Annotated in this window: 20 protein-coding genes and 1 tRNA gene; 11 read left to right on the top strand and 10 right to left on the bottom strand. The window is 66.4% G+C overall.

What is annotated here, in order from left to right; genetic code table 11:
* Positions 1 to 24: 24 nt before the first annotated feature.
* The 6 genes from AC6CHL_RS11445 to AC6CHL_RS11420 are packed head-to-tail and all read left to right on the top strand — an operon-like array spanning position 25 to position 7,219.
* Entirely contained in the window at positions 25 to 1,650 is a 1,626-nt protein-coding gene (locus AC6CHL_RS11445; RefSeq protein WP_498294413.1) for a ShlB/FhaC/HecB family hemolysin secretion/activation protein, read from the top strand.
* A gap of 33 nt (positions 1,651 to 1,683) precedes the next feature.
* Positions 1,684 to 3,486, top strand: a complete 1,803-nt coding sequence (locus AC6CHL_RS11440) for a DUF2341 domain-containing protein (protein WP_498294411.1) — start codon at positions 1,684 to 1,686, stop codon at positions 3,484 to 3,486.
* Positions 3,487 to 3,497: 11 nt separating this feature from the next.
* Positions 3,498 to 3,911, top strand: a complete 414-nt coding sequence (locus AC6CHL_RS11435) for an ExbD/TolR family protein (RefSeq protein WP_038685716.1) — start codon at positions 3,498 to 3,500, stop codon at positions 3,909 to 3,911.
* 4 nt (positions 3,912 to 3,915) lie between these two features.
* Entirely contained in the window at positions 3,916 to 4,605 is a 690-nt protein-coding gene (locus tag AC6CHL_RS11430) for an energy transducer TonB family protein (protein ID WP_241658989.1), read from the top strand.
* Positions 4,606 to 4,654: 49 nt separating this feature from the next.
* Positions 4,655 to 6,385, top strand: a complete 1,731-nt coding sequence (locus tag AC6CHL_RS11425; RefSeq protein WP_498294409.1) for a putative porin — start codon at positions 4,655 to 4,657, stop codon at positions 6,383 to 6,385.
* Positions 6,386 to 6,433: 48 nt separating this feature from the next.
* Entirely contained in the window at positions 6,434 to 7,219 is a 786-nt protein-coding gene (locus AC6CHL_RS11420; RefSeq protein ID WP_498294408.1) for a SapC family protein, read from the top strand.
* A gap of 891 nt (positions 7,220 to 8,110) precedes the next feature.
* Here AC6CHL_RS11420 and AC6CHL_RS11415 read toward each other — a convergent pair.
* Positions 8,111 to 8,545, bottom strand: a complete 435-nt coding sequence (locus AC6CHL_RS11415; RefSeq protein ID WP_498294407.1) for a hypothetical protein — start codon at positions 8,543 to 8,545, stop codon at positions 8,111 to 8,113.
* A 120-nt stretch (positions 8,546 to 8,665) separates the two neighbouring features.
* Positions 8,666 to 8,742, bottom strand: a tRNA-Arg gene (locus AC6CHL_RS11410).
* 155 nt (positions 8,743 to 8,897) lie between these two features.
* Between AC6CHL_RS11410 and ubiA the strand changes: the two genes are divergently transcribed.
* Together ubiA and AC6CHL_RS11400 are read left to right on the top strand one after the other, a co-directional pair.
* Complete coding sequence (gene ubiA, locus AC6CHL_RS11405) at positions 8,898 to 9,791, top strand: 4-hydroxybenzoate octaprenyltransferase (RefSeq protein WP_313424924.1); 894 nt, start codon at positions 8,898 to 8,900, stop codon at positions 9,789 to 9,791.
* A 206-nt stretch (positions 9,792 to 9,997) separates the two neighbouring features.
* On the top strand, positions 9,998 to 11,422 hold the full coding sequence (locus AC6CHL_RS11400; protein WP_181406170.1) for a short-chain fatty acid transporter: 1,425 nt from the start codon (positions 9,998 to 10,000) through the stop codon (positions 11,420 to 11,422).
* A gap of 60 nt (positions 11,423 to 11,482) precedes the next feature.
* On the opposite strand, the gene AC6CHL_RS11395 is transcribed toward AC6CHL_RS11400, so the two are convergent.
* The 4 genes from AC6CHL_RS11395 to AC6CHL_RS11380 form a co-directional block, all read right to left on the bottom strand.
* Positions 11,483 to 14,371, bottom strand: a complete 2,889-nt coding sequence (locus tag AC6CHL_RS11395) for a type I restriction endonuclease (RefSeq protein WP_498294406.1) — start codon at positions 14,369 to 14,371, stop codon at positions 11,483 to 11,485.
* Between the two features lie 213 nt (positions 14,372 to 14,584).
* Positions 14,585 to 16,108, bottom strand: a complete 1,524-nt coding sequence (locus AC6CHL_RS11390) for an HsdM family class I SAM-dependent methyltransferase (protein WP_498294405.1) — start codon at positions 16,106 to 16,108, stop codon at positions 14,585 to 14,587.
* Positions 16,105 to 16,701 carry a restriction endonuclease subunit S gene (locus AC6CHL_RS11385; protein ID WP_128095836.1) on the bottom strand — a complete coding sequence of 199 codons (597 nt, stop codon included), beginning with the start codon at positions 16,699 to 16,701 and terminating at the stop codon, positions 16,105 to 16,107. Before AC6CHL_RS11385 ends, AC6CHL_RS11390 begins: the two co-directional genes overlap by 4 nt.
* Positions 16,698 to 17,069 carry a hypothetical protein gene (locus AC6CHL_RS11380; RefSeq protein WP_498294404.1) on the bottom strand — a complete coding sequence of 124 codons (372 nt, stop codon included), beginning with the start codon at positions 17,067 to 17,069 and terminating at the stop codon, positions 16,698 to 16,700. The genes AC6CHL_RS11385 and AC6CHL_RS11380 overlap by 4 nt, the downstream gene beginning before the upstream one ends.
* A 263-nt stretch (positions 17,070 to 17,332) precedes the next feature.
* Here AC6CHL_RS11380 and AC6CHL_RS11375 point away from each other — a divergent pair, with 263 nt between their 5' ends.
* Complete coding sequence (locus AC6CHL_RS11375) at positions 17,333 to 18,139, top strand: type I restriction enzyme HsdR N-terminal domain-containing protein (protein WP_498294403.1); 807 nt, start codon at positions 17,333 to 17,335, stop codon at positions 18,137 to 18,139.
* A 257-nt stretch (positions 18,140 to 18,396) separates the two neighbouring features.
* Complete coding sequence (locus AC6CHL_RS11370; RefSeq protein WP_498294402.1) at positions 18,397 to 19,941, top strand: hypothetical protein; 1,545 nt, start codon at positions 18,397 to 18,399, stop codon at positions 19,939 to 19,941.
* 490 nt (positions 19,942 to 20,431) lie between these two features.
* Here AC6CHL_RS11370 and AC6CHL_RS11365 read toward each other — a convergent pair whose 3' ends face one another.
* The 3 genes from AC6CHL_RS11365 to AC6CHL_RS11355 all read right to left on the bottom strand — a co-directional run bounded on the left by AC6CHL_RS11365 (position 20,432) and on the right by AC6CHL_RS11355 (position 22,712).
* Positions 20,432 to 20,677, bottom strand: a complete 246-nt coding sequence (locus AC6CHL_RS11365) for a chlorhexidine efflux transporter (protein ID WP_498294401.1) — start codon at positions 20,675 to 20,677, stop codon at positions 20,432 to 20,434.
* Between the two features lie 219 nt (positions 20,678 to 20,896).
* A complete protein-coding gene (locus AC6CHL_RS11360; RefSeq protein ID WP_498294400.1) occupies positions 20,897 to 21,841 on the bottom strand; it encodes an RHS repeat domain-containing protein in 945 nt (314 codons plus the stop codon).
* Positions 21,842 to 22,262: 421 nt separating this feature from the next.
* Positions 22,263 to 22,712, bottom strand: coding sequence for a multidrug/biocide efflux PACE transporter (locus AC6CHL_RS11355; protein ID WP_498294399.1), 450 nt, complete (start codon positions 22,710 to 22,712; stop codon positions 22,263 to 22,265).
* A 163-nt stretch (positions 22,713 to 22,875) separates the two neighbouring features.
* On the opposite strand from AC6CHL_RS11355, the gene AC6CHL_RS11350 reads away from it, so the two are divergent.
* Positions 22,876 to 23,772 carry a LysR family transcriptional regulator gene (locus AC6CHL_RS11350; RefSeq protein WP_498294398.1) on the top strand — a complete coding sequence of 299 codons (897 nt, stop codon included), beginning with the start codon at positions 22,876 to 22,878 and terminating at the stop codon, positions 23,770 to 23,772.
* A 15-nt stretch (positions 23,773 to 23,787) separates the two neighbouring features.
* On the opposite strand, the gene AC6CHL_RS11345 is transcribed toward AC6CHL_RS11350, so the two are convergent.
* The gene (locus tag AC6CHL_RS11345) at positions 23,788 to 24,279 is read right to left on the bottom strand and encodes a GNAT family N-acetyltransferase (protein ID WP_498294397.1); all 492 of its coding nucleotides are present in this window, start codon (positions 24,277 to 24,279) and stop codon (positions 23,788 to 23,790) included.
* Positions 24,280 to 24,418 lie beyond the last annotated feature (139 nt).

Here is a 24,418-nt window from a genome sequence, read left to right as displayed (position 1 = left end):
CTTTTCCGCAGTGAGAAGCTCCTGATGTCTTCAACCCCCAAGGCGATGGCCTGGTCGCCGCTGCCGCTGTGCCTGCTGTGCGTGATGCCGCTGGCCGCCGCCCAGCAGGCGCCGGCGGCCGGCACCCCGGCCACGCCCGCTGCCAACGAAACGCCGGCCGCTGCGCGCGTCACCATCAACGAGTACCTGGTGCGCGGCAACAGCGTGTTGGATGCACGCGACATCGAACGCGCGGTCACCCCGCACCTGGGCCCCGACCGCACCCTGCAGGACGTGGACGCCGCGCGGCTGGCGCTGCAGGCGGCGTACCAGCGCAAGGGCTACCAGTCGGTCTACGTCGACCTGCCCGAACAGCAGGTCAGCGGTGGCGTGGTGATCCTGCAGGTGACCGAAACCCGCGTGGGCCAGGTCAACGTGGTGGGCGCGCGCTACAACGATGCCGCGCGCCTGCGCGAGCGCGTGCCGGCGCTGCAGCCGGGCCAGGTGCCCGATTTCGACGGTGCGCAGCGCGAACTCACCGAACTCAACCGCGGCGGAAAGCGCCAGGTGGTGCCGCTGGTCAAGCAGGGCACCGCCGACGGCACCATGGACGTGGAGCTGAAGGTCGACGACAAGACGCCCTGGCGCTTCAGCGCCACCGTCAACAACGACCACAGCGTGGATACCGAGCCGCTGCGCAGCATCGTCAGCATCGGCCACGACAACCTGTGGCAGAAAGACCACACCGCCTCGCTGACCTTCTTCGCCGCCCCGCAGGACCTGGACCAGGCCAACGTGCTGTCGGCGTCCTACGGCCTGCCGCTGGGCAGCCCGGACTGGATGCTGGAATTCTCCGGCTACCGCTCCGACAGCAACGTGGTCTCCAGCGGCCAGACCAACGTCACCGGCAAGGGCCATGCGCTGGGCATCAAGCTCAACCACAGCCTGCCGATGACCGGCGCGTGGTGGCACCAGCTTTCGGCCGGCATCGACTTCAAGGACCTGGACGAATCGGTGGCCATGGTGGGCCAGGCGTCCGATTTCGCACCGCTCAAGTACGCACCGCTGACGCTGGGCTACAGCGGCTTCCGCCAGGGCGACAAGCACCAGCTCAGCGTGGCGCTGCAGGCCGTGTTCGGCGCGCGAAGCCTGCTGGGCTACGGCAGCAGCGACGACGAGTTCGACTGGAAGCGCGCCTACGCCGATTCCAGCTTCTTCGCGCTCAAGCTGGACCTCAGCGACACCTACACCCTGGACAGCGGCGCGCAGTGGTTCGCGCGCATCTCCGCGCAGATGACCGACCAGCCGCTGGTCTCCGGCGAGCAGTTCGCCGCCGGTGGCATGTACACCACGCGCGGCTACCGCTCGGCCGAAGGCATCGGCGACTACGGCGCGCTGGCCACGCTGGAATGGCGCACCCGCCCGTTCGCGCTGTGGGGCCTGCAGGACTGGCGCCTGTACGCCTTCGTCGATGGCGCCTGGCTGGGCCTGCGCCGGCCGCTGCCCGAGCAGGCCGACAGTAGCTGGATGTCCGCCGCCGGCCTCGGCAGCAGCCTGCGCATCAGCGACCACTTCAACCTGCGCCTGGATTACGGCCACACGCTCAGCGATGGCCCCACCACCACCAAGGGCGCGAACCGACTGCACCTGAGCGTCGGCGCCAGTTACTGAGCCCGACCCCCGACTTCCCCGGAGATATTTCCCATGCAACGCCTTCTTGCCCTGTTGTTGTTCTGCCTGAGCATGTGCACGCTCGGCACCGCCCGTGCCGATACCCCGTGGTGGCAGGCCGACTGGAAGTACCGCAAGCCCATCACCGTGGACGCCGGCCCCAACGGCGCCGCGCTCGGCGGCAACCTCGGCCGCACCCCCGTGCTGGTGCGCCTGCACACCGGCAACTTCGCCTTCGACGGCGTGGCCGACGGCGGCAGCGACATCCGCTTCATCGGTGCCGACGGCCGCACCGTGCTCAACCACCAGGTGGAGCAGTACGACGCCAGCCTGGGCATGGCCCTGATCTGGGTGGACGTGCCGGCCATCAGCGGCACCGCACCGCAGACCCTGTGGATGTACTACGGCAACGCCGGTGCACCGGCGGCCGGCAACGGCCAGCGCGTGTTCGACCCGGACTACAGCGCCGTGTACCACTTCGCCGAAGGCAACGAGCCGCGCGACACCACCGCCTACGTCAACCACCCCAGCGGCCCGTTCAAGGCCGCCGACGGCGCCATCATCGGGCGCGGTGCGCAGTTGGCCGGCCAGCCGCTGCACCTGCCCGGTTCGCCGTCGCTGGCCATCGCCGCCAACGGCGCGATGACCGTCTCGGCCTGGATCAAGCCGGCCCAGCTCGGCCCGGACCAGGCCGTCTACACCCGCCGCGAAGGCGACAACGTACTGATCATCGGCCTCGACAACGGCGTGCCCTACGTACGCGTCAACCAGCAGCGCAGCCAACCGGTGCCGGCGCTGGCGGCGGGGCAGTGGGCGCATCTGGCGGTAACTGCCAGCGATGGCGCGGTGGTGCTGTACGTGGGCGGCCGCGAGGCCACCCGCATCGAGGCCAGCCTGCCGGCGCTGGCCGGTGAGGCGCTGCTGGGCGCCGACGTGGCCCCGGCGGCGGGTGCTACCGCAGCGGTGGCCATGGCCCAGCCGTTCCTGGGCGACATCGACGAAGTGCGCGTGTCCAAGGTGGCCCGCCCGGCCACCCAGCTGCTGGCCGACGCCAGTGCGCAGGGCGCCGAATCGCGCCTGGTTGCCTTCGGCGAAGACGAACAGTCCGCCGGCGTCAGCCACTTCGGTTTCATCCTCAAGGCGATGCCGGTCGACGCCTGGGTGGTGGTGGCCATGCTCGGCCTGATGCTGCTGCTGTCGTGGGCCATCATGATCACCAAGAGCCGCTACTTCGGCATCGTCGCCAAGGCCAACGAGGCCTTCACCGTGCAGTACCGCAAGGTCACCGGCGCACCGGTGGCCTCGCTGCAGGAACTGGAACGCACCGGCACGCTGGCCCCGCAGATCCGCGAGAGCTCCACGCTGTGGCGGCTGTACCGCATCGCGATGGAGGAAATGGACGGGCGCGGCTCGCACCACCACGGCCTCACCGCCGCGGCCATCACTTCCATCCGCGCCTCGATGGACGCCGAAGTCACCCGTGAAACCGAGCGCATGTCCAAGCGCATGAACTGGCTGTCCACCACCATCGAAGGCGCGCCGTACATCGGCCTGTTCGGCACGGTGATCGGCATCATGCTGGTGTTCGTGGTGGCCGCGATGGCCGGTGCGGTGGACATCAACTCCGTTGCCCCCGGCATGGCCGCCGCGCTGCTGTGTACCGCAGCCGGCCTGGGCGTGGCGATCCCGGCGTTGTTTGGCTACAACTGGCTGGCCTCGCGTGCCGAAGCCATTGCCGCGGACATGTCGGTGTTCGTCGACGAGTTCACCGCGCGCCTGGCCGAAGAGTTCGACCGCAGCGCACCGGCCGCCGTCGTGCGTCCGGTCCAGGCCTGAGGCGCACGACCATGGCCAGGGCAAAACGGTTCGGCATCAAGAAGCGCGAAAAGGGCATCAACGTCACCCCGTTCGTCGACGTGCTGCTGGTGGTGCTGGTGATCTTCATCCTCACCAGCAACGCCTCCATTCCGGGAATCCAGGTCAACCTGCCCAAGGCCAGCTCCAGCATGGCGTTGGAAAAGCCGAAGACCAAGGCGATCACCGTCGACAACGCCGGGCAGATCTTCCTCGACGCCTACCCGGTGAGCCTGGCCGAGCTGGAAGACCGCCTGCGCACCGAAAAGGCACTCACCCCCGACTTCCCGGTGATCGTGCGCGGCGACGCCCAGGTGCAGTACGCACGCGTGGTGGAGGTTCTCGACCTGCTGCGCCGGATCGACCTCAACCAGGTTGGCCTGGTGACCGGCAAACCACAGGGGTGATGGCGTGACTGCACTCAATCCCCGTGCGCAGGGCGCGGCCGGCTGGCAGCGCTGGTGGCCGCTGGCCGCGCTGCTGGCCGGCATCGCGCTGCTCGCGCTGCTGGCATGGCTGCTGCTGTTCAAGGACACCGCCAGTACCCGCCGCCCGCAGGTGGAGGTGCCGATGGTGATGCTGCCCCCACCGCCGCCGCCGCCACCGCCGGAACCCGAGCCCGAGCCCGAACCCAAGCCCGAAGAGGTCATGCCCGAACCGGAGCCGCTGGACGAGGTGCCCAAGCCCACCGAGGAAGCGCCCACCCCGGACACCGCCGACCCGGTGACCATGGACGCCACCGCGCAGGCCGGCACCGACAGTTTCGGCATCCAGTCCGGCAGCGGCGGTGGCCGCAGTGGCACCGGTAGCGGTGGCGCCGGCAACGGCACGTACGGGCGCTACCTGGGCTACGTGCTGCAGCAGGCCGTCGCACGCGACGAGCAGGTTCGCCGGCTGTCGTTCCAGCTCACCGTCAACATCTGGCTGGACCCGACCGGCGCGGTCACGCGGGTGGAACTGCTGCGTGGCAGCGGCAATCCCGAGGCCGACGAACGCGTGCTGCAGGCCATCCGCGCGGTGGGCCGCATCGACGAGCGCCCGCCGGCGTCGCTGGATTTCCCGGCGCGCGTGCTGGTGCAGGGCCGGCGCCCGGCCGGCTAGGCGCGGCCGCCTCCTTCTTCCCGACTTTCCTTTTTCTGCGAGCAAGCTGATGACCCGTTCAACCTATTCCGCCGCGCTGCTGGGCCTGCGCCGTTCCGCCCTCGCCGCCGGTGTCGTGCTGGTGCTGGCCAGCGGTGCCGCCCATGCCCAGGACGGCAGCGGCGAAAGCACGATGATCAAGCTGATCCGTGGCCTGATCGACAGCGGCGCGCTCAAGCCCGAGGCGGGCCAGGCGCTGCTGCTGGAAGCCCAGCGCGAAGCGGCCGTGGCGCGCCCGGCAGCGGCGGCCGGCGCCATCGCCGCGCAACCCGGCGACGTGCGCGTGCCGTACATCCCGCAGACCGTGCGCGATGAGATCCGCGAGGAGCTCAAGACCAGCGTGATGGCCCAGGCCAAGGCCGAAGGCTGGGCCGCTCCGGACCAGGTGCCCGACTGGACCCAGCGCCTGCGCGTGCAGGGCGACGTGCGCGTGCGCAATGAAAGCCGCCTGTATTCGGACCGCAACAGCGACATCGAAGTGGATTGGGCGCGGATCAACGCCGGCAACGGTTACGACGTCAACGGCAACACCAACCTGGGCCTGCCGCCGCTGCGCAACACGCGCGAAGACCGCAACAATTCCTGGCGCATCCGCGCGCGCCTGGGCGTGGTGGCCGAGCTGGGCGAGCACACCCGTGCCGGCGTGCGCCTGGCCACCGGCAACGACAACGGCCCGGTGTCGTCCACCCAGACCCTGGGCGGCGGCCTGGCCAAGAAGGATGCCTGGCTCGACCAGGCCTGGCTGTCCTACACACCGGTGCAGGGCCTGGACATCATCGGCGGCCGCTTCGGCAACCCGTACTGGTCCACCGACACGCTGTTCTCCAACGACCTCAACTTCGACGGCCTGGCCTTCAAGTACGCCTACCCGCTGGGCGGCGAGGGGCTGTCGCTGTTCGCCACGCTGGGTCTGACCCCGCTGGAGTACTCGTCCGACGGTTTCCCCAACACCAGCCAGACCAAGATGAAGAGCGAGAACAAGTGGCTCAACGGTGTGCAGGTCGGCGCCGACTGGCAGTTCGGCGACCAGCAGAAGCTGCGCGCCGCGGTGGGCTACTTCGACTTCCGCAACATCGCCGGCGAATACTCCCAGCCCTGCGCGCTGTACGCCGGTGCCGACCACTGCAGCAGCGACTGGTCGCGCCCGGCGTTCATGCAGAAGGGCAACACGCTGATGCTGCTGCGGAACATCGCGCTCGATCCGCTCGACCCGGCCAACACCCCGATGCCGCAGTACGTGGGCCTGGCCTCCGAGTTCGAACTGCTGGACCTCAACCTGGCCTGGGAAACCCCCACCTTCGCCGGTTACGCGCTGCGCGTGGAAGGCCATGGCATCAAGAACCTCGCCTTCGACCGCAACCGCATGTGGTCGCGCGCGCAGGGCGGCATCGTCACCAACCTGGGCGCCGCCGCCAACGGCGTGGCCGGCCCGCAGGACATCCAGAGCGGTGACATGGCCTACATGGCGCAGGCCACCTTTGGCCAGCTGGCGCTCAAGGAGGCCGGCGACTGGAACGTGTGGCTGGGCTACAAGCGCTTGGAAGCCGATGCGCTGCCCGACGCCTACAACGATTCCAACTTCCACCTGGGCGGCACCAATGCCAAGGGTTACTACCTGGGCAGCTCCTACATGTTCGACAAGAACGTGTGGCTGACCGGCCGCTGGATGGCGGCCAAGGAAGTCACCGGCGCGCCGCAGTCCATCGACGTCTTCCAGCTGGAAGTGAACGCTGGCTTCTGACCTGTTGGCCGGTGCACCCGCGCCGGCCGTTTCCCTGCTGGATACCCCATGACCACTGACGACACCCTGCACACGCTGCCTGACGCGCCCGACCAGACCGCGCCCGATGCCATCGAAGCCGACGCCGCCGCACCGGCCTCCCCGCCGCTGTACCGCACCCCGGTGGTGCTCTCTTCGCACGACCACGCGCACTGGCGCCTGCTGCCCGGCGACGCCGCGTTCGCCGCCGCCAGCCACGCCGTTCCGCTGGTCATCGGCGAATTCGCCGCGGCCGCCCGCGATTACCCGCTGGTGTTCGTCGGCGCCGACGCCGCCCCGGTGGCCGTGCTCGGCCTGCAGGCCGAACACAACCGCTTCGTGGTGGCCGACCACTGGCAAACCGGCACCTACGTTCCCGCGTATGTGCGCCGCTATCCGTTCGTGTTCGCCCGCACCACCGAGCCCGACGGCCACGTGTTGGCCATCGACGCCGACGCCCCGATGCTGCGCACCAGTGGCGACGATGGCCAGCCCCTGTTCGACGCCGACGGCCAGCCCAGCGCGCTCACCCGCCAGGCCCTGGCGTTCTGCGAGGCGTTCACCCGCGACGCCACCGCCACGGCCGCCTTCAGCGCCGCGCTGGTCACCGCCGGCGTGCTGGTGGAACGCCAGGCCGACGTCGTGCATCCCGACGGCCGCCAGTCCAGCCTGCTCGGCTTCCAGCTGATCGACGCCGAACGCTTCGCCGCACTCCCCGACGCCACCGTGCTGGCCTGGCACCGCCAGGGCTGGCTGGCGCTGGTGCATTTCCACATGGCCTCGCTGGCCCGCTTCAAGGACCTGCTCACCGCCTGACCGTTTCAACCGGGACACCGGACAGAACAACGACATGGACGTCGTGGACCGCACACGCGGTTCGCCACTGCCAGGCAGGTGGGAAGACCTCGCCCTGGCCCCGGCAGTCTGTCCGGTACCCGACCCTCGTTCCCTCTACGCGCGCTCCCGGTAGAGCCACCCCAAGGGTGGCTGCACGCAACCTCCCCCAAACTCCAAAACGCACCCACGGCACGCCCCTACCGTGGTTTCCCCATTCGCTACCTGCCACCCTGGGGTACGGGGGCCGTCCCAGAAGCGCGCGCGGTCGCGCAGTCTGCTATCACGGACGTCATCCCGCCCTTCCCGGCGACATCCACCACAGCGAAGCAGCTGCCGAACACGCGCTTCTGTGCCTCCCCCTGCTTGCCTGGTGTGCCCGGCGTATACCCCGACATAACCACCTCATAGCGCGTCCCCACCCGTAATGCAGGGGCGGACGCGTCCCCGTGACCATAAACAAGGCACTGGCTGGGCGGCAGCGCAGGTTCGGAAGTTCCCGACCGCAGGAAGATGTGCTCCCACACGGGTACGCCTCCCGCGCCACTGGCTCTTACCGACACTCTTGCAATGATCGGCGCGGTGGTGCGTGTTTCCCGCGTGTCAGGCACCCCAAAACAGGGCAAACCATCACGATCCTGGATCGTCGCGGGCTGGTAGCGCCCCGGTGGCGATGCACCGCTGGCCATCATCGGCAGAAGAAGGCCCAGCAGGGCCACGGGCAGTTGCATTCGCATCATCGGATCGTCCTCGGAAGATCATCCTTGCTGCTGTGGTCGGCAAAGAACGCGGAGGTAGAGCCACCCCATGGGTGGCTGCAAGCAACCTCACCCAAACTCCAAAACGCACGCACGGCACATTATTACCGCCGGCTCAACCCCACCAGAACCACAGCGCCTGCGCGCCCTGGCCCACGCTGTAATCGCCTCGACCCGCGGCAATATCCACCACGCCCTGTCGAAGACTTCCCATCGCGGCCCCTCCCAGCCGCAGCGTGGCGCGCGCGCCGTCCACATCCCACTGCCAGAACGCCACATCCTCATCCACCGTCAGCCGTAACGTTGCCGGGGCGTCCCACCGCGCATCGCGGTTGTTGGGCACGGCGAGCTGCGCTGGGCTGGGTGGAGAGAGCTGCAGCGTCCGTGTCGCGCCCGTAGCGTCCAACGCCAGCGCATCCAACAACGCCAGCATCGACGCGCAGCCGACGGCATCGGCGCCGATATGCCAGCCCGGGTAGTTGCGCAGGTTCTCCCGATAACGCCAGAGCGACACGGTGCCGTGGTGTTGCCACGCATGGGATCGTTTCATGGCCGAAGTGTCCCAGAAACGTGGGCCGTCCACGCTGGGCTGCAGGTATCGCAATGGCTGCGACGCAGGGCAGGGTTCTGGACGTTCAGGGGGATGTGGCGATGGGCCACAAGGCAAGGATGGTGCGCCCGGAGGGATTCGAACCCCCGACCAATGGCTTCGGAAGCCACTACTCTATCCGGCTGAGCTACGAGCGCGTTGTGTCCTGCAGTCCCGGGCGCCGGTGCGGGCCGCCGTACGCCGTGATGGCGCGGGAGGAGCATTCTAGCGGTAAACGCGGCGCAGGTCTGCCCCCCGTTCAATTGCCCGGCACGGCAACGCTCGCGGCGGGGCTTGGCGGTATCCTTTGCGCATGGCTTACGAACGTTTTGAAGCCCCCGACGGTCCCGCACCGTCGCGTTGGGGCCAGTACTGGAAACTGATGCGCGCCGATCGCCCGATCGGCACCCTGCTGCTGCTGTGGCCCACCTGGTGGGCATTGTGGCTGGCCGCCGGTGGCCTGCCGCCGCTGTGGACCCTGTTCGTGTTCAGTGCCGGGGTCTGGCTGACGCGTTCGGCCGGCTGCGTCATCAACGACTACGCCGACCGCTGGCTGGACCCGCACGTCAAGCGCACCAAGGACCGCCCGCTGGCCAGCGGGCGGGTGTCCGGGCGCGAGGCGCTGCTGCTGTTCGCCGGGCTGATGCTGGTGGCCTTCGCGCTGGTGCTCACCCTGAACCGGTTGACCATTGGCTTGAGCTTCATCGGCATCTTCCTGGCCGCCAGCTACCCCTACCTCAAGCGCTACACCCACCTGCCGCAGGTGTACCTGGGCATGGCCTTCGGCTGGGGCATCCCGATGGCGTTCGCCGCCGTGCAGGGCGAGGTGCCGGTGGTGGGCTGGCTGCTGTATGGCGCCAACATCCTGTGGTCCACCGCCTACGACACCTGGTACGCCATGGTGGACCGCGATGACGACCTCAAGATGGGCTCCCATTCCACGGCCATCCTGTTCGGCGACCTGGACCTGGTCATCCAGGGCATCCTGTTCACCCTGTTCCTGGGCACCATGAGCCTGGTGGGCCTGCGCGCCGGCCTGGGCGCGGCGTACTGGATGTCGGTGGGCGTGGCCGCGCTGTTGATCGCCTACCAGTTCCTGCTGTGCCGCAAGCGCGAGCGCGATGCCTGCTTCAAGGCGTTCCTGCACAACAACTGGGTGGGCGCCACCCTGTTCGCCGGCATTGCCGCGGCCTTGGCGTTCCATTAAAGCGCCCCGACCAACGCTCGGGGCCTACCGACCGGTCGCGGTGCCATGCCCCGGTAGTGCCGGCCGCTGGCCGGCTCCCGACCATCCCGAGGAACCGCCCCGCGGCCGTCACCCCGCACCTCGCCCCTACGACCAATAGGCGACTGACAGCCCGCCACCCAACCCACACACTGCTCCCCATCTGAATCACCTGGGAGGGTAGGGCGATGGCCACGTCGACAGCAGCACAAGACGGTTGGATGGCGCGCGCAGCACTGCGCTCGGCCGCGTGGGCGGAAAAATGGTTCCCCGACGCCTACGTGTTCGCCGTGCTCGGCGTGGTCATCGTGGCGGCCGCCGCCATCGGCTTTGGCGCCACCCCGCAGGCCACCGCCAGCGCCTTTGGCGAAGGCTTCTGGAGCCTCATCCCCTTCACCATGCAGATGGCCTTCGTGGTCATCGGCGGCTACGCCCTGGCTACCGCGCCCATCGTGGCGCGCTTCATCGACCAGCTGGCGCGGGTGCCGCGCACCGGCCGTGGCGCGGTGGTCTACGTGGGCCTGGTGAGCATGCTGGCCTCGCTGCTCAGCTGGGGCTTCTCGCTGGTGTTTGGCGGCTTGCTGGTGCGCGCGCTGGCGCGACGCGAGGACCTGAAAATGGACTACCGCGCCGCCGGCGCCTCGGCCTACCTGGGCCTGGGCGCGGTGTGGGCGATGGGTCTTAGTTCCTCGGCCGCCCAGCTGCAGGCCAACCCGGCCAGCATGCCGCCGGGGCTGGTGGAGATCACCGGGGTGCTGCCCTTCACCGAAACCATCTTCCTGTGGCAGTCCATCGCGTTGACCGCCGCGTTGATCCTGGTGTCGCTGCTGATCGCCTGGCTCACCGCCCCCGGCCCGGCCACCGCCCGCACCGCACGGGACTTCGACGGCGCCGCGCAGGCCGAGCCGCAACCGCTGCAGCCGCGCACCCGCCCGGGCGAGTGGCTGGAATACAGCCCGCTGCTCACCGTGCTGCTTTCATTGCTGGCGTTTGGCTGGCTGTTTGGCGAATTTGCCAACAAGCCGCTGGTGAGCGCCATCGCCAACCTCAACACCTACAACTTCCTGTTCATTTCGCTGGGCCTGCTGCTGCACTGGCGCCCGCGCAGCTTCCTCAACGCCGTGGCCAAGGCCGTGCCCAGCACCACCGGCGTGCTGATCCAGTTCCCGTTGTACGGCGGCATCGCCATGATCCTCACCCACGCGGTGGGCAGCGGCGACGAAACCCTGGCGCACCGGTTGTCCAGCCTGTTCGTGCACATCGCCACCGCCGACACCTTCGCCCTGGTCATGGGCGTGTACTCGGCGGTGCTGGGCTTCTTCGTGCCCTCTGGCGGCGGCAAGTGGATCATCGAAGCGCCGTATGTGATGCAGGCTGCCAACGAACTCAAGGCCCACCTGGGCTGGGCGGTGCAGGTGTACAACGCCGCCGAAGCGTTGCCCAACCTGATCAACCCGTTCTGGATGCTGCCACTGTTGGGCGTGCTGGGGTTGAAGGCGCGTGACATCGTCGGCTTCACCTTCATCCAGCTTCTGGTGCATATCCCGTTGGTATTGGGGTTGTTGTGGCTGCTGGGCATGACGCTGACGTACGTGCCGCCGGTCATGCCGTAAGGCCAGCGGGGCAGAGCCCCGCTCTACGAGGTGGGTGGGCATGCCGCGTAGAGCCCCGCTCTACGTGGGGGCAGGTCCGGTGTCGGCCAGCAGCGTTGGCAGCTGCGCCAGCACCGCCTCGCAATGCGCGGGCGACAGCACCGCTGCCAGTGCCGGGGCCAGCCGGCGTTGCAGGTCGGCCAGCGCCAGGTGCGGCGCGCGGGGCTGTGCCGCATGTGCTGCGCCGATGGCGCTGTGCAGCTGTTCGGCCACCGCATGATGCAGCTGCCGCTGCGCGGTGTTTTTCGGCGCACCCAAGGTGCGTACCAGTACCCCACGGCAGGCCAGTTGCACCCGTGTCGCACTGCCGGCTGCGGGAAAATCCAGCGCCCGGCCGCGCAGCACCTGCAATGCCTGCAGCGCCTGCAGGCAATGCAACCGCTCGGCAGGCGTACGCGGCGTGGCCAACAAGCCCCGCAGCTGCCGTTGCAGTTGCTGCCGTGCGGCGGCCCCGATCGTGCTGGTTTCCAGTTGATGGCGCAGCAGGCTGTGCAACGCATCCGCCTCATGGCGTGGGTTGGCCGGCAGCGTGTCCACTGCGCCAAGGTAGTCCCACCCCGCATCACGCACCTCCGGTGCCCGCTCGCGCGCCCAATGGCGAATGCGCACATCTTCGTCCCCACTCAAATGCGCCTCGCACGCCTCGGCAGCCACCGCATCGCGCAGCAGCGAACAGAAATGCAGGTCATACCGGTAACGCTGCTGCGGTGTATCCAGCTCGGCCCCGCTCCCCTCGCCGGGCAGCGCCAGCATTGCGGCCTGCAGCTGCTGGCCGAAGCCGGTCACGCGCTGGTGCAGGCAACGCCGACGCAGGCGGTGCAGGTCGCGCTCCTGGCCGTGCGCATCCACGCCCCATCGCGGCCCCACGTGCGCGCGGCAGGCATGGAAATCCGCGCTACCGGTGGGTGGCAGCAACGCCCGCAGGCGGCGGTGCTGGCGCGATAGCCCGACCTGCACCTGTTGCAACGGCAGCGGGGCCCAGGCATCTGCCTCGCCGTGTTGCCAAGGCGCTGGCACACCCGGCAGATGCACCAGCCACGCGCAGTGCTTGTGCGTGTGCGGGCGGTTGAGCAGGGCCAACACCCGCGCCAACCCCGCGCTGTCCACAGCCGTGTCCAGGTACACCAGCGCCAGCCGTGCATCCAGGTAGGGCAGGGCGTGCGGGTCGCTGGCAATCAGCAGTTGTGCCTGCTGCTGCGCCGCGTTGGCCCGCCCGCATCCGGGGCCGACCATCGCGCTGTGCACCGCGCCGTCCCTGGCAAAGGCACGCTGGTAGCGGCGCATGGTTTCGGCATCGTGCACCAGCAGCACCGCGCGCAGGTTGCGTTCGGTATGCTGCAAGGTATCGCGCAGGTGCTGGGCGATGGTGGACGCCCAGCGGCCGCTGGGCGGCGCGGCGGGCTCAACCAGAAGCGTGGCCCCGCGCTTGGCTTTCTGCCGCCGCGGTGGGGTGGGCTGCAGCGCATGGTGGTACACCGGCGCCAGCAGGCCATCGGCGATGGCGTCGGCATTGCTGCATGCAAACAGCAGCGGCTCGCTCACTACGCTCGGCACCGCTTCCGGCAGCGGGCCGTTGCCCAGCCAAAGCCACCCGGCGCGCGGCAGCCGCTCACGCGCGCGTTCCACCCACGCCGGCTGGCCGGCCTGCAGGTGGGCGTCCACCAGCAGAATCAGGTCGTCACTGTCATGCCCGGCGTCGCGGCGGCGCAGCCAGGCCTGCAGCGTGCCCGGCGTGGTCTGCAGGGTGCAGCCGCGCCCGTCGGCCATGAAGGCCGCCAGCCGCCGCCCGGGCGACACCGGCAGTTCGCCCCGCCTGCCCGGCTGAGGTGCAGCGGCAGGGTGCTGTTGCACCCGCAACACCCGGCAGTGGCGCAACCACGGGTCGCGCTGCACCTGCTGCACCAACCAGTGCCACGTAAGCGCCATGCCGGCGCCTGCTGCCAGCCGCAGATGCCCTCGCCCCCGGCAGCCGTGCGTGTCGATGCGCCGCAACTGCGCCAGCCCGGCTTGCACCGCGAAGAACTGCGCCGCCCGCGCAATACGTGGCTGGCCGTCCGCACCGGTGTGCATGAAACCCCGCAGCAGCGCCAACACCCGCGCCGGCGCCGCCACGCCGGCCAGCAAAGGCGCGTGCACCGCGCGCAGCCAGCGGCCATTGGCCTCGGCAGCGCCGGTTCGCGGCATGGGCACGGTATCGCGCAGCTGCTGCACGGCGTCCGCGTTCCAGCCGTGCTCGCGCCACCGCACCCAGCCGCCCGCCGGTGCGCCGCTGCACGCATAGCGCCCACCGCGCCGGTCCAGCGCCAGCAGCAACGGCGGGCTGCACGCATTGCCGCGGGTGCGCACCTGCCGGTAGTGCAAGGCAACGGCCGCCGCATCCCTGCCCCAGCGTGCCTGCCCATCGCGCTCTACGCACAGCAGCCGCAGCAAGGGCAGGCCGTTGACGTAGCCCATCAGCACATCAATCCGTGGCGCCGCATCCAGCAGCGGCTGGCCCTCGTCACGCGCGCTGGCGATGTCCCATTCGTTGTTAAGCGGCTCGGCCCAATCCACCAGCGGCACCGTGGCCCGCACAGTGCGGCCATCTGGCAGCCGCTGCGCTACGCATACCCCGTTGCGCAGCGCGACCAGCAGGGCGTCATTGCCTGCCTGTGAGCCGCGCCGCAGCGGCCCTTGGGTTACGGCGGCCAGCACCTGCGCAATGCCGTCCGCATCCAGCGGCCACTTCTCACCGTGCGCCTCAAAGCGCAGCTGCTGCAGGTACTGCCGCAAACGACCGTCCAGCAGCATGCTGCCGTCATCGCCGCGCAGGGAACAACGCCGGTTCGGCGCCAGGTACTGCCAGCCCAGCCGTTGCAACCAGCCCAAGGTGGAGCGGGTTACCACCCCGCGCACCGGTGCGCGGCTCATGACAGCGCGCCTTGCAGCGGGAAACGGCACAGCGGCGGCGTGGCGAAGCAGAAGGTTCGATAGCGCATGCCCGCAGTCTGGCGCAGCCGCTACGCGCCACGCCGTGTGCACCATTCCGTTTCCTGCACATCCGCTGCACGGTGCAGTGAACAGTTTCAATGCACCGACGCATGCACATAGCGGGCGCCAATCAACCCAGCATGCGCTGCAGCGTCAGCCCGCTTTCGCCGGCCGCTCTTCCAGCTCCGCCAGATCGCCGTCCAGTGCCTGCTCCAACGCGCCCAAGCGCGAACGCAACCGCGCACGCTGCCCACGCAGCGCCTCCAGCGTGGGCACCTGGGTGTGCTCGCCCGGCTGCACATAGCGCGCAATGCTCAGGTTGCTGCCCTGAAGGGCCAGCATCTGCGGTGACGCCAGGCAGGCCACGCCGGCCACATCCTCGCGGCGGCGGCACAGCGCGAGCACCTGCTCGGCGGCGGCCTGGTCCAGCCGAGGCCCGCGCTTGGTGGCCGGCTGCAGCTGGCGCGCGTCCACAAACAGCACGTTCTCGTCGTCGCGCATCGCGCGCAGCACCAGCAGCGCGGTCGCCACCGGGCTGCCCGCAAACAGCCGATCGGGCAGGCCGACCACGGCCTCAATCAGGTTGGCGTCCAGCAGGCTGCGGCGAATCAACGCTTCCTCGCCATCGCGGAACAGCACCCCGTGCGGCACCACCATCGCAATGCGCCCGGTGTGCCGGTCCATCGTTCTCAGCATGTGCTGCAACAGCGCCAGATGGCCCCACTGGCGCGACGGCATGCCATGCACAAAGCGCTGGTGCGTATCGCGGATGCCGCGCTCGGGCGACCACGCCAGCGCAAACGGCGGGCGCGTGAGCTGCACGTGGAACCGCCGCAGCTCCCCGGTGGCATCCACCAGGGCGTCGTGCAGCAGCGGCATGCCCGCATGCACCGCGTGGTTGTCTTCGCCATGCAACAACAGGCGCAGGCGCGCACACGCCCAGGCTGCGTCGCTCTCTTCCTGGCCCAGCAACTGGTGCCGGCGTGCGCCGTGGGTGGTGCGCGCCCAGCGGCTGGCCGCCAGCAGCAGGCTGCCGTGGTGGCAGGCCACATCGCAGATGGTCTCGTCTTCGCGCGGGTCCATCAGCCCGGCCATCAGCCAGCCCAGCGGGTCGGGCACGTGGGCCACAGGCGCGGGGCTGCGGCGGGGCTGGCTGCGTTCCAGCAGGCGGTCCACCGCTTGCCCGATGTCGGCCCGGTAGGTGCCGCGCAGGGGGCGGAAGTCCAGCGCCGGCACTGTCATGCGGCCCAGCACGCGGGAGAGCGCCACATCGCGGTGCTCGGCATCGCGCGGCCAGCCATCGTGCAGGCGCAGCACATCGAACACCTCGGCCAGCGTGGCGCGGTTGGCCTGGGTGAGCTGCTGCAGCGCGGTGGTGATGCGGCGGTCATTACCAGGGGCGAAACGCTGGCGGAACAGCAGCTCAAAGCGCGCCTCGGGCGGCACCACCAGCAGCTGTGCCCCGGGCGCGGTGGGCGGCCAGTGCAGCGGTGCGCCGTAGGTTTGGTCCGGGTCCTGCGCGGCGGCGTCGGTGTCGCTGGCAATCTTGAGCAGCAACAGCGCCAACAGCAGGTAAGTGGCCGCGTTGGTATCGGCGGCGTCGTTGAGGGGCTCGCGCGCTGCGCTGAGCGCGGCGTGCGTGGCGTGTGCACCGGGCAGGCCCGCCATCGTCTTCATACGCCACTCCCTTGCAACACCTGCTCGGCCACCACGGCAATCTCCTGTTGGCGAATGTGGATCAGCGCTTCCAGGCAGCGCTGTTCGGCCTGCGCCGCACTGGCAATGCCCACAATGCGCCGCTGCTGCGCCACCGGGGGCACGTGCACCGGCAACTGCGCCACCGCTGTTTTGCGCAGGCTCTGCTGGCGCGACCCCGCCGCCTGCTGGCGCAGGTACGCCTGTGCCGCACGCTGGTTCAACTGCCAGGCCAGGAAGGCCGGCAGCAGATCGGGCGTGCACACCCGCAACACATACAGGTGCGGGCTGCACACCGTGGATTCTGGCGGGTTGTGCAGCAGCATCGCCAGCGGGTGATTGCCGCGCCCGGCGATCAGAACATCCTGATCCTGCACCCAGTCGGGTGGCTTGCGCGCACGCAGCGCAGTGCGCAGCAGGTGGTCGCGTTCCTGCAGCCCATCCAGGGCAAGATTCTTGAGTTGAATGACCTGCACCGGGCCCTCCGGCACGGCGGCAATGGCACCGCGGAAGGGGTGGCCCTGGCGGATGCTGGCCACGTCGCCGAGCAGGGCAATGCGCGTGAGTGTGTTCATGCGTGCACCATGCGTTCGGGTATGCAGAGGGTCAACCGAACAGGCGGGCAGCATTCGCGATGATGCGAAGTGGAGTGCGGTGGATGTGCAGAAGTGGGATGAAGCTCGCAGGGGGTCGCAGCTGGTGCGAACGATGCGGTGAACTGGAGTTGGGGGTTTGGAGAGGTGGGGGTGATGGTGGGGTGGCGGGTGCGCGAATTCTTGGTGGCTGTGAAGGCATCGATTAGCGCGGCCGCATTGGTGCGCTCTGGCCAATGATCCGATGCCATCCACACGGTGGTGACAGGGATCTTGATGTTGTTGCAGGTGCAGACACATACCGATTGGGTAGCTGACAGGACGGCTAAGCCAAAGCTCTTGATGGGCATGAGGGTTCTCCTTTGCGGAGCAACCGTACTGCGCAGATTCGGTTATTCAAAATCCCGATATTTCGCGCTGCTGCCAGGGAGGAACGGCGCACTCCGCTACTGGTGGACGTGACCTAAATCCATCTGGGGCGCCGGAAAGGCGGTAACGCGAGCGAAGCTAGACTTCGCGTTTCGACCAATGGACCGGGCGGATTTCCCAAGGGGCGTTGCGTGAAGCTCGCCAAGCCGCCAATATGCGGAAACTGCCAAGGAAAGGGGGGGCTATGTTGAAGATTCCGAAGAAGGTGATGGATCGCTGGCCGGCTACTGTTAAATCTCTGGTTGCTGTTGCGATTTCCCACAAGACCAGGGATGTGTCCGAGGCCGACACGGTGACTCTGGTCAAGGATATGCTCGCCGAGGTGTTCGGCTATGACAAATACAATGAACTGACTAGCGAGCAGCAGATTCGTGGCACGTTCTGCGACCTTGCGGTGAAGATCGACGGAAAGATTCGCGTGCTAATCGAGGTGAAGGCTGCTGCGATAGCCCTCAACGAGACGCATCTTCGGCAGGCCATCAACTATGGCGCTCACGAGGGTATTGAGTGGATCGTACTCACGAATGCGTTGGAGTGGCGTCTGTACCGAATCAAGTTCGGACAGCCAATCGAGTATGAGCTTGTCTCTTCATTCTGCGTTGCAGACATCAACTTGAAAAATGAAGAGGATCAGCGACGCCTGTTCCTTCTCTGTAGAGAAGGCATTACCTCCGATGCCATGGGTCTCTACCATCAGCACATCTCTGTACTCAACAAGTTCACTGTGGCGCAGGTCATTCTGGCTGAGCCAGTTGTATCGGTGGTACGTCGTGAGATGCGTCGCTTGTTCCCTGAGTTGAAGATCGAGCCTGAGGCGATCGTTGAGTTGCTCAATAACGAGATACTCAAACGAGAGGTGCTTGATGGGGAGAAGGTCAAGGATGCTCAGCAGCGCATACGAAAGGCTCTCTCCAAGAACGCGAAGAGCCTAGCTAAGAAGGCTGTTGAAAGCACCGATGCGCAAACTACGGATAGAACGTCAGTCAATTGACGACGCACAGAAGGTAGATCCGGAGGTGTCGGTGTCCAACTCTTCCGCGTGCGATCTATGTCTGGTCCACGCCCCGGTCGCGCCAGGTGGAGGGCTCACGGTAATGACCTATCAGCTGGCGGATTGATGCGGGCTACTGGAGAATTCGTGCGGCACTGTTGCGCGGCGCACCTTGGCGGCACAGAAGCTTAGTAGCTATCACTTCGGCGCCAACGTCGGGTTCTGCTAGGCGTCACGACCTGAATCGAGAGGTGTGTGTGCTGGACTCCTTTGAAGTCGAAGCCCTGTTGGGAAAGTTGGGATTCAAGCAGGTTGAGTTGAAAACGCATGCGGTAGGGTTTGAGCATCCGGATAGGCCCGGGCAGCGTCTCTATCTAAAGGATGGGAGGGGCCGTTTTAACGACCCGAGGAAGGTGGTACGCAGGCAGCCGCTTGTGTTGCACCCCGAGACTGTGACGCTCCCGGGATTTGCCGATACCGATGTCGCACGACGGCGCCCAAACCTCTGCTATGTCAATGCGAACATGTCGAGCTTTTGCCTGAAGTCGGGCGGAAGAGCTGCGGGAATAGCCGTTGACATCGCGGATGAAGTCGCCTTACTGGAGGTGTTAGGGGTTGTGAGCAGCAATTGGGTCGGACGAACCTTGCCTGTCGCACCGATCACACACCAGCTGAGCGAGGACGCGGCATGGTTGGTGCAGTGCTTTCTTTCATCCGACAACCCACAACTCTACTACTGGTGGCCCAAGTACCGTTCATCGGTGGCTAGGCTTGATGCTGCGATCGTCGCCGGCGACCTTGACCTAGCGTTCTCGATCATCTGGCTGGATGCGGACAATCACGTCAGCAATGCTGGACAGGGCTTGCTTGGGCGAGAGAACGCAGAGCGCTCGCGGATGCTGCTGATGCAGTTGATGAGGGATGCATATGCAGATGGTAGCCCTGCCCAATTTCATCTGACCATTTCACAGTTGACAGCGGAACGTGCATTGGGACGGCAGGCAAAAACGCCGTACCTTTTGGTAGCGAGAATGTTCGCTGCCCTACACCCAAAGATCTACCACACCTTGGTGGACGAAAGTAGGCAGGCGGCGGTGCTGGGGTGGTTCGAGGAGAATACTGGGTTCCACGCTCCAAGCGGAAATTGGGCAGAGGTTGCGCAGGCGTTGACGCAGCACCTGCAAGAGCTTGATTGCTTCAAGGGGGACTTCCTGCTTCGTAATATGTTCCCTTGGTTTGTCCATACGCGTTTAGCTGCAAGGACTGATACTCAGCAAACGCCTCGCAAGGCAAAGAAGCACACTCCTCGCGCCAGCGAGGCGTATGCGGACCTGCCGGCACATCGGCGTAGGATCGTTTTGCGCCATAACTTACTGTCGGCGTTCTTGGCTAACCAGTTGGAACACGCTCGACCAGGGATGGTGCGGGTTGAGGAGCCGGTTGGATCCGGCGGAACTTTCGATGTGCTGGTGTTGTCGGCGCAGCACCGCAAGCAAGGAGGAGATCTCTACGAGATCAAGGTGGCTAACAACGCCGCGAGTGCTGTGCGGCAGGCGTTGGGCCAGCTACTGGAATACGCTCACCGCCATCCAGGGCTGCAACCAGCCCGGTTTTATGTAGCGGCGGAACCAGAATTGGATGTGGCAACCGAGTTGTACCTATCGGAGTTGCGAACACACTACGGCCTACCGGTTCACTACCACCGCATAGAAATGCCCGGGCCTGCCTTTTTCGTACCGGAGGATGAGCTGGTACAGCAACTTCGCCAGACACATGGAGGAGCCTCCGCCACGAATGTCTGAACTCGTGCAGACGGCGACCGGCCTGCAAGGAATATAGAAGACCGCTTTGGAGAAGATCGTACGTGGGATAGGTGTTAGGCGAATCTAAGCGGTGCTGCACGATTTCAAGCGGGCCCGCACGATGAGGATACCGGCAATTGCCCAACGCGCTTGATGAATATTATCGGTACCATCGTGCCGGTTGCAGAACTTCCAAGTTCGATGCACTCCTCGACCGATCTGGGTGGCTATATGCCACTGGCGTCATTGGGTTCAAGCGTCGCGTGGGCCGCAGCACCTCCAGGCGTGCCGTTGCTGACGGATGCCCGCCTGTTTGCTGAGCAACGTTGAGTCTGGGTCCTTGTCTCTCCAGGGGAGCATTGGCCCCAGCATTGTTTCGCTCAATCCGCAGGGGACAGCAAAACGATCAAGAGGAATGGCGCACCCGTCAGAAGGTATGATCAGACAGGCGCGCCTTCAGGAGCGCGTGCGATGGTGCATACGCCGAACATCACCCGGCCTCGCTAACCCGCCCACTCTCCCCATGCCGCACCAACCGCTCCCGCACCTTGTCATACACCAGGTTGTACACATACGTGTAAGGCAGGAAGGGCGCGATCAGCTCCATCTCCAACAGGAACGCATCCCAGTAGGAAAGGGACAGCCACCACGCGGCCAGCTGAAGGACTACGATGCCTTCCCGCCCCGCCGCGATGAAGAGTAAATCTAGGAAGGAGTCGCACGCAGGTCCGAGCAAGTTTCCTCAATGACTTTGAGGAACTCTGGCAGAGAGAACTTCATCTTTACGTCGGCCTCAATAGCTCTAGTCAGATGAAAGAACTCGATCTCAAGTACTCCATCAACGCGCTCCTGATCGATGCGACATAGAAGCTGTGAGTCGAATGATATTTCAGCGGCGAGCGATTCAAAGTCCATCGGACTCACGTAATCAATTGAAAACCTTGTCATGTTCCACCTATTTTTTCTTGGGATCCAAAAACGTGTTAAACGCTCCATCGGCTTCGAACCGCACCCCTTGACCGCTCGCGATTCTGTACTCGACCCCTCCGCCACTCAGGGAGCTTTTGACGGTATCTGGACTCTTCAGGAGCCCTTCTACAACGCGGCTAGCGGTTTCATTCTTCTGTGCCACGCTTCCTGTCGGAGCTGCGAAGGTTCCGCCTGGACGAGTGGCGTGCTGTTCGAGTTTTCGCGCAGCCACGGAAAGGCCGCTTGCGTTGAACGGCTTACCAGCAGCTTGCAGCAGTGGCCCTACCTCCTTGGCGGCAAGGCCAGCGGCACCCACGGTTCCGGTGACCCCAGCCATCTCCGCAGCTATGTTGGTGGCCGCGGCCATTGCACCTGGGTTAGCCATTGCGGCTAGACCAAGTTCCACCGCTACAGGAGCAAGCATTAACCCCGTAGCGGCGACAGCGTATGGTTGGAGCGGCTCGTAGACTGCTCCGTTGCCAGCCTGCATGTCATTGCGATGCTGCTCTACGAAACGTTCTGCTGCTTGACGACCGTCAGTATCGGTAAATCGGTACGGGTTGCTATTCGCATACCTATACCGACTGAACTGATTAATCGGCTGCTCGTAGGCTGTTATAGGATCAACGCTCAGAAACACGCCCAACTGCGGATCCATGTAGCGCTGCTGCATGTAGCTCAGCCCGGTGGCTGCGTCGCTCACATGTCCGCTATAGCCTGGTCCATCTGTGATTTCTCCTGCCACGACTTCCCCATAGGGCTCGTAGTCATATCGTTTGATCACATTGCCATTGGCGTCGGACTCGGCCACCACCGAACCCAATGCATCGGTATGGATGTAGGTGACGGTCTGGCCGCTTGCAGACGAGACCAAAATTCCGATCAGCGCGACGCAACAGAGCCAGGCAGGCAAGGAACTCGGCCAGAGCATCTTGCTCCTGAGCGCTCCATCACAGGCGGGCACGCGCCGCGTAGTTCTACTTAACCACGTCATCTTTCAAATCCCTGAAAGCACCCACTCGAAGGGTGTGGAACTCATATCACAGCCGTTGGGCACTCTGCTACAGGTGCCGACGAAGCTGTCGGTTGCGTTGCCGTGATCCACCCATGGACGCGACCCCGGAAGAGCCCAAATCCTCTGGTTTCATCAGGAACGTTAAACGCTGTCGCCACGCCACTCTGGCCTCGCCGTCTATTGCATTGGGCCGAGCGACGCACTTCGCTCGGCAGAGAGTTTCATCCAGCAACATCACGGCGACACGATTGGCGAGCTGTTTCCGTCCAGACGAAAAGCACTAGTCAGGAGCTCGTCATCCTAGTGTGTGCCACGAGTGCCCACGACAAGGATCCTATCAGGCCTCACTAACCCGCCCACCCTCCCCCCGCCGCACCAACCGCTCCCGCACCTTGTCATACACCAGGTTGTACACATACGTGTAAGGCAGGAAGAACGCGATCAGCCCCATTTCCAACAGGAACGCATCCCAGTAGGAAATGGACAGCCACCACGCGGCCAGCAGCACCACCACCAGCACCAGCCCGCCTTCAAAGCCCACCGCATGCCCGATGCGCACCGGCACGGTCCGCTTGAACCCGAACTTCTTTTCCACGCGCTCGAACATCGCGTTGTAGAGCATGTTCCACAGCATGGCGCAGGTGGCCAGGGCGATGGTGAGCACGCCGGTGTCGAACAGCGACTTGCCCAGCACGTACGACATCACCGGTGCGCACAGGCACAGGGCAATGCCTTCAAACAGCACGGCGTGGACAACACGGTCCCAGAGGGTCTTTTCAGCTTTCATGGTGCAGCACCTGATGGTCGCCGCCGGCAGGGCCGGGAGCGCGGGGAGCGGATCGGAGGAGGGGGAGGGGGCGGCGATCAACGCTCGTAGCGCGCCCGGGGGCCATGGTATAAGTTTCAAAATTGGTGAAAAACCCCCAATATCGTAGGCGGCCGTTTCATATATGAAACACTTTCCCTGGGACAACCTGATGGTGCTGCTGGCAGTAGTGCGCGGCGGCACCCTGCGCGAAGCCGCCAAGGCTGCGCGCATGAGCACGGCCACGCTGTCGCGCCGGCTGGATGCGCTGGAAGAGCGTCTGGGCGGCAAGGTGGTGGAGCGCACGTCCACCGGCTGCATCCCCACCGAGCTGGGGCAGCGGGTGTTCGCGCTGGCCGAACAGATGGAAGAGGCCGCCGACGAGATCGCCCGCGAGGCCGATACGCCCAAGGAGCTGGTGGGCACGGTGCGCATCAATGCCGACGAATGGGCCAGCTTCCTGCTGATCACCCTGCTGCCCGGGCTGAACCGCCTGCACCCCGGCCTGGGCGTGGAGGTGCTCACCTCGCGCGAGCCCTACAACCTGGCCCGCCGCGAGGCCGACGCGCTGCTGCGCTACGGCCCGCCCGACACCACCGACCTGCGCGGTGACCGCGTGGGCCGGGTGGAGTACGCGCTGTATGCCAACCAGGCCTACGCCGCGCGGCGGCAGGCGGCTATCGCCAACCAGGCGTGGCATGAACTGGAATTCGTGGGGCTGGACGAACCGCGCGTGGAGTTCGAGGTGGAGCGCTGGCTGCGCACCTTGCCCGGCGCCAACCGGCCGTGGCTGCGCTGCAACTACTCGGTGGGCGTGCTGGACGGCGTGACCGCCGGCGGCGGGCTGGGCGTGATTGAGCGCACGGTGGCCGAACACGTGGGCGGCCTGGTGCGCGTGCGCGATGCACCGGCACTCACCCAGGACGTGTGGCTGTGGACGCACCGCTCGCTGTATGAAACGCCGCGCTTCCAAGCCGTGCGCGATTTCCTCAAGCGCGCCTGGCTCAACGCGGTGGCCGACCGCGAGCCGCCGTCGGCGTAGGCGTGCAGGCGGGGGCTACGCTGCGCTGATCAGGAAGAAGTGGAAGTCCGAGTCGTCGGGCGGCGCCGGCGTCTCGATGGTCAGGCCCATCTTCGGCAGGTTCCGGCGCCAGAACGCATGGGCCACCGTGTCGTTGCGGAACGTGGCCAGCAACCAGCGGCCGCTGCCCGGCAGCACCAGGCGCGCAACCACCTCGCGTGCGATGCCCTTGCCGCGGTGCGTGGGCAGCACGAACAGGTCGGCCAGCTCGGGAATGTGGTGGCCCTCGTGCTCCACCTCGTCCACCAGCACAAACCCGCACAGCACGCCGTCCAGCCACAGCAGCTGCGCCCAGGTGGGCGTGTCGCGCAGGTTGGCTTCCACATCGGCGCGGGCGCAGTCGTAGGTGCCGTCGGGGGCGATCTGCTCGCCGCTCCATGCCGACGCTTCGAAGTAATACAGCTGCAGCAGGCGGTGCAGCACGTCGGTGTCGGCAACCGAGGCGGCGCTGAGCGTGAGTCCTCGCATGGGGCATTCCTTTCCGGGCGGGGCGAGGGTGGCGGCCATCATAGGCGGCCGCCTCGCTGCTGCACAGGTCACCCATTCACGCAGCTGAGCAGGCACGGCGGGCGGAGTGGTATGTGGCCATTCCGCACCGCCATATGCA

It is taken from the genome of Stenotrophomonas sp. GQ19 (assembly GCF_059758695.1).
Note: the sequence above shows the minus strand (reverse complement) of the source record. Positions and strands in the feature narration are given on the sequence as shown.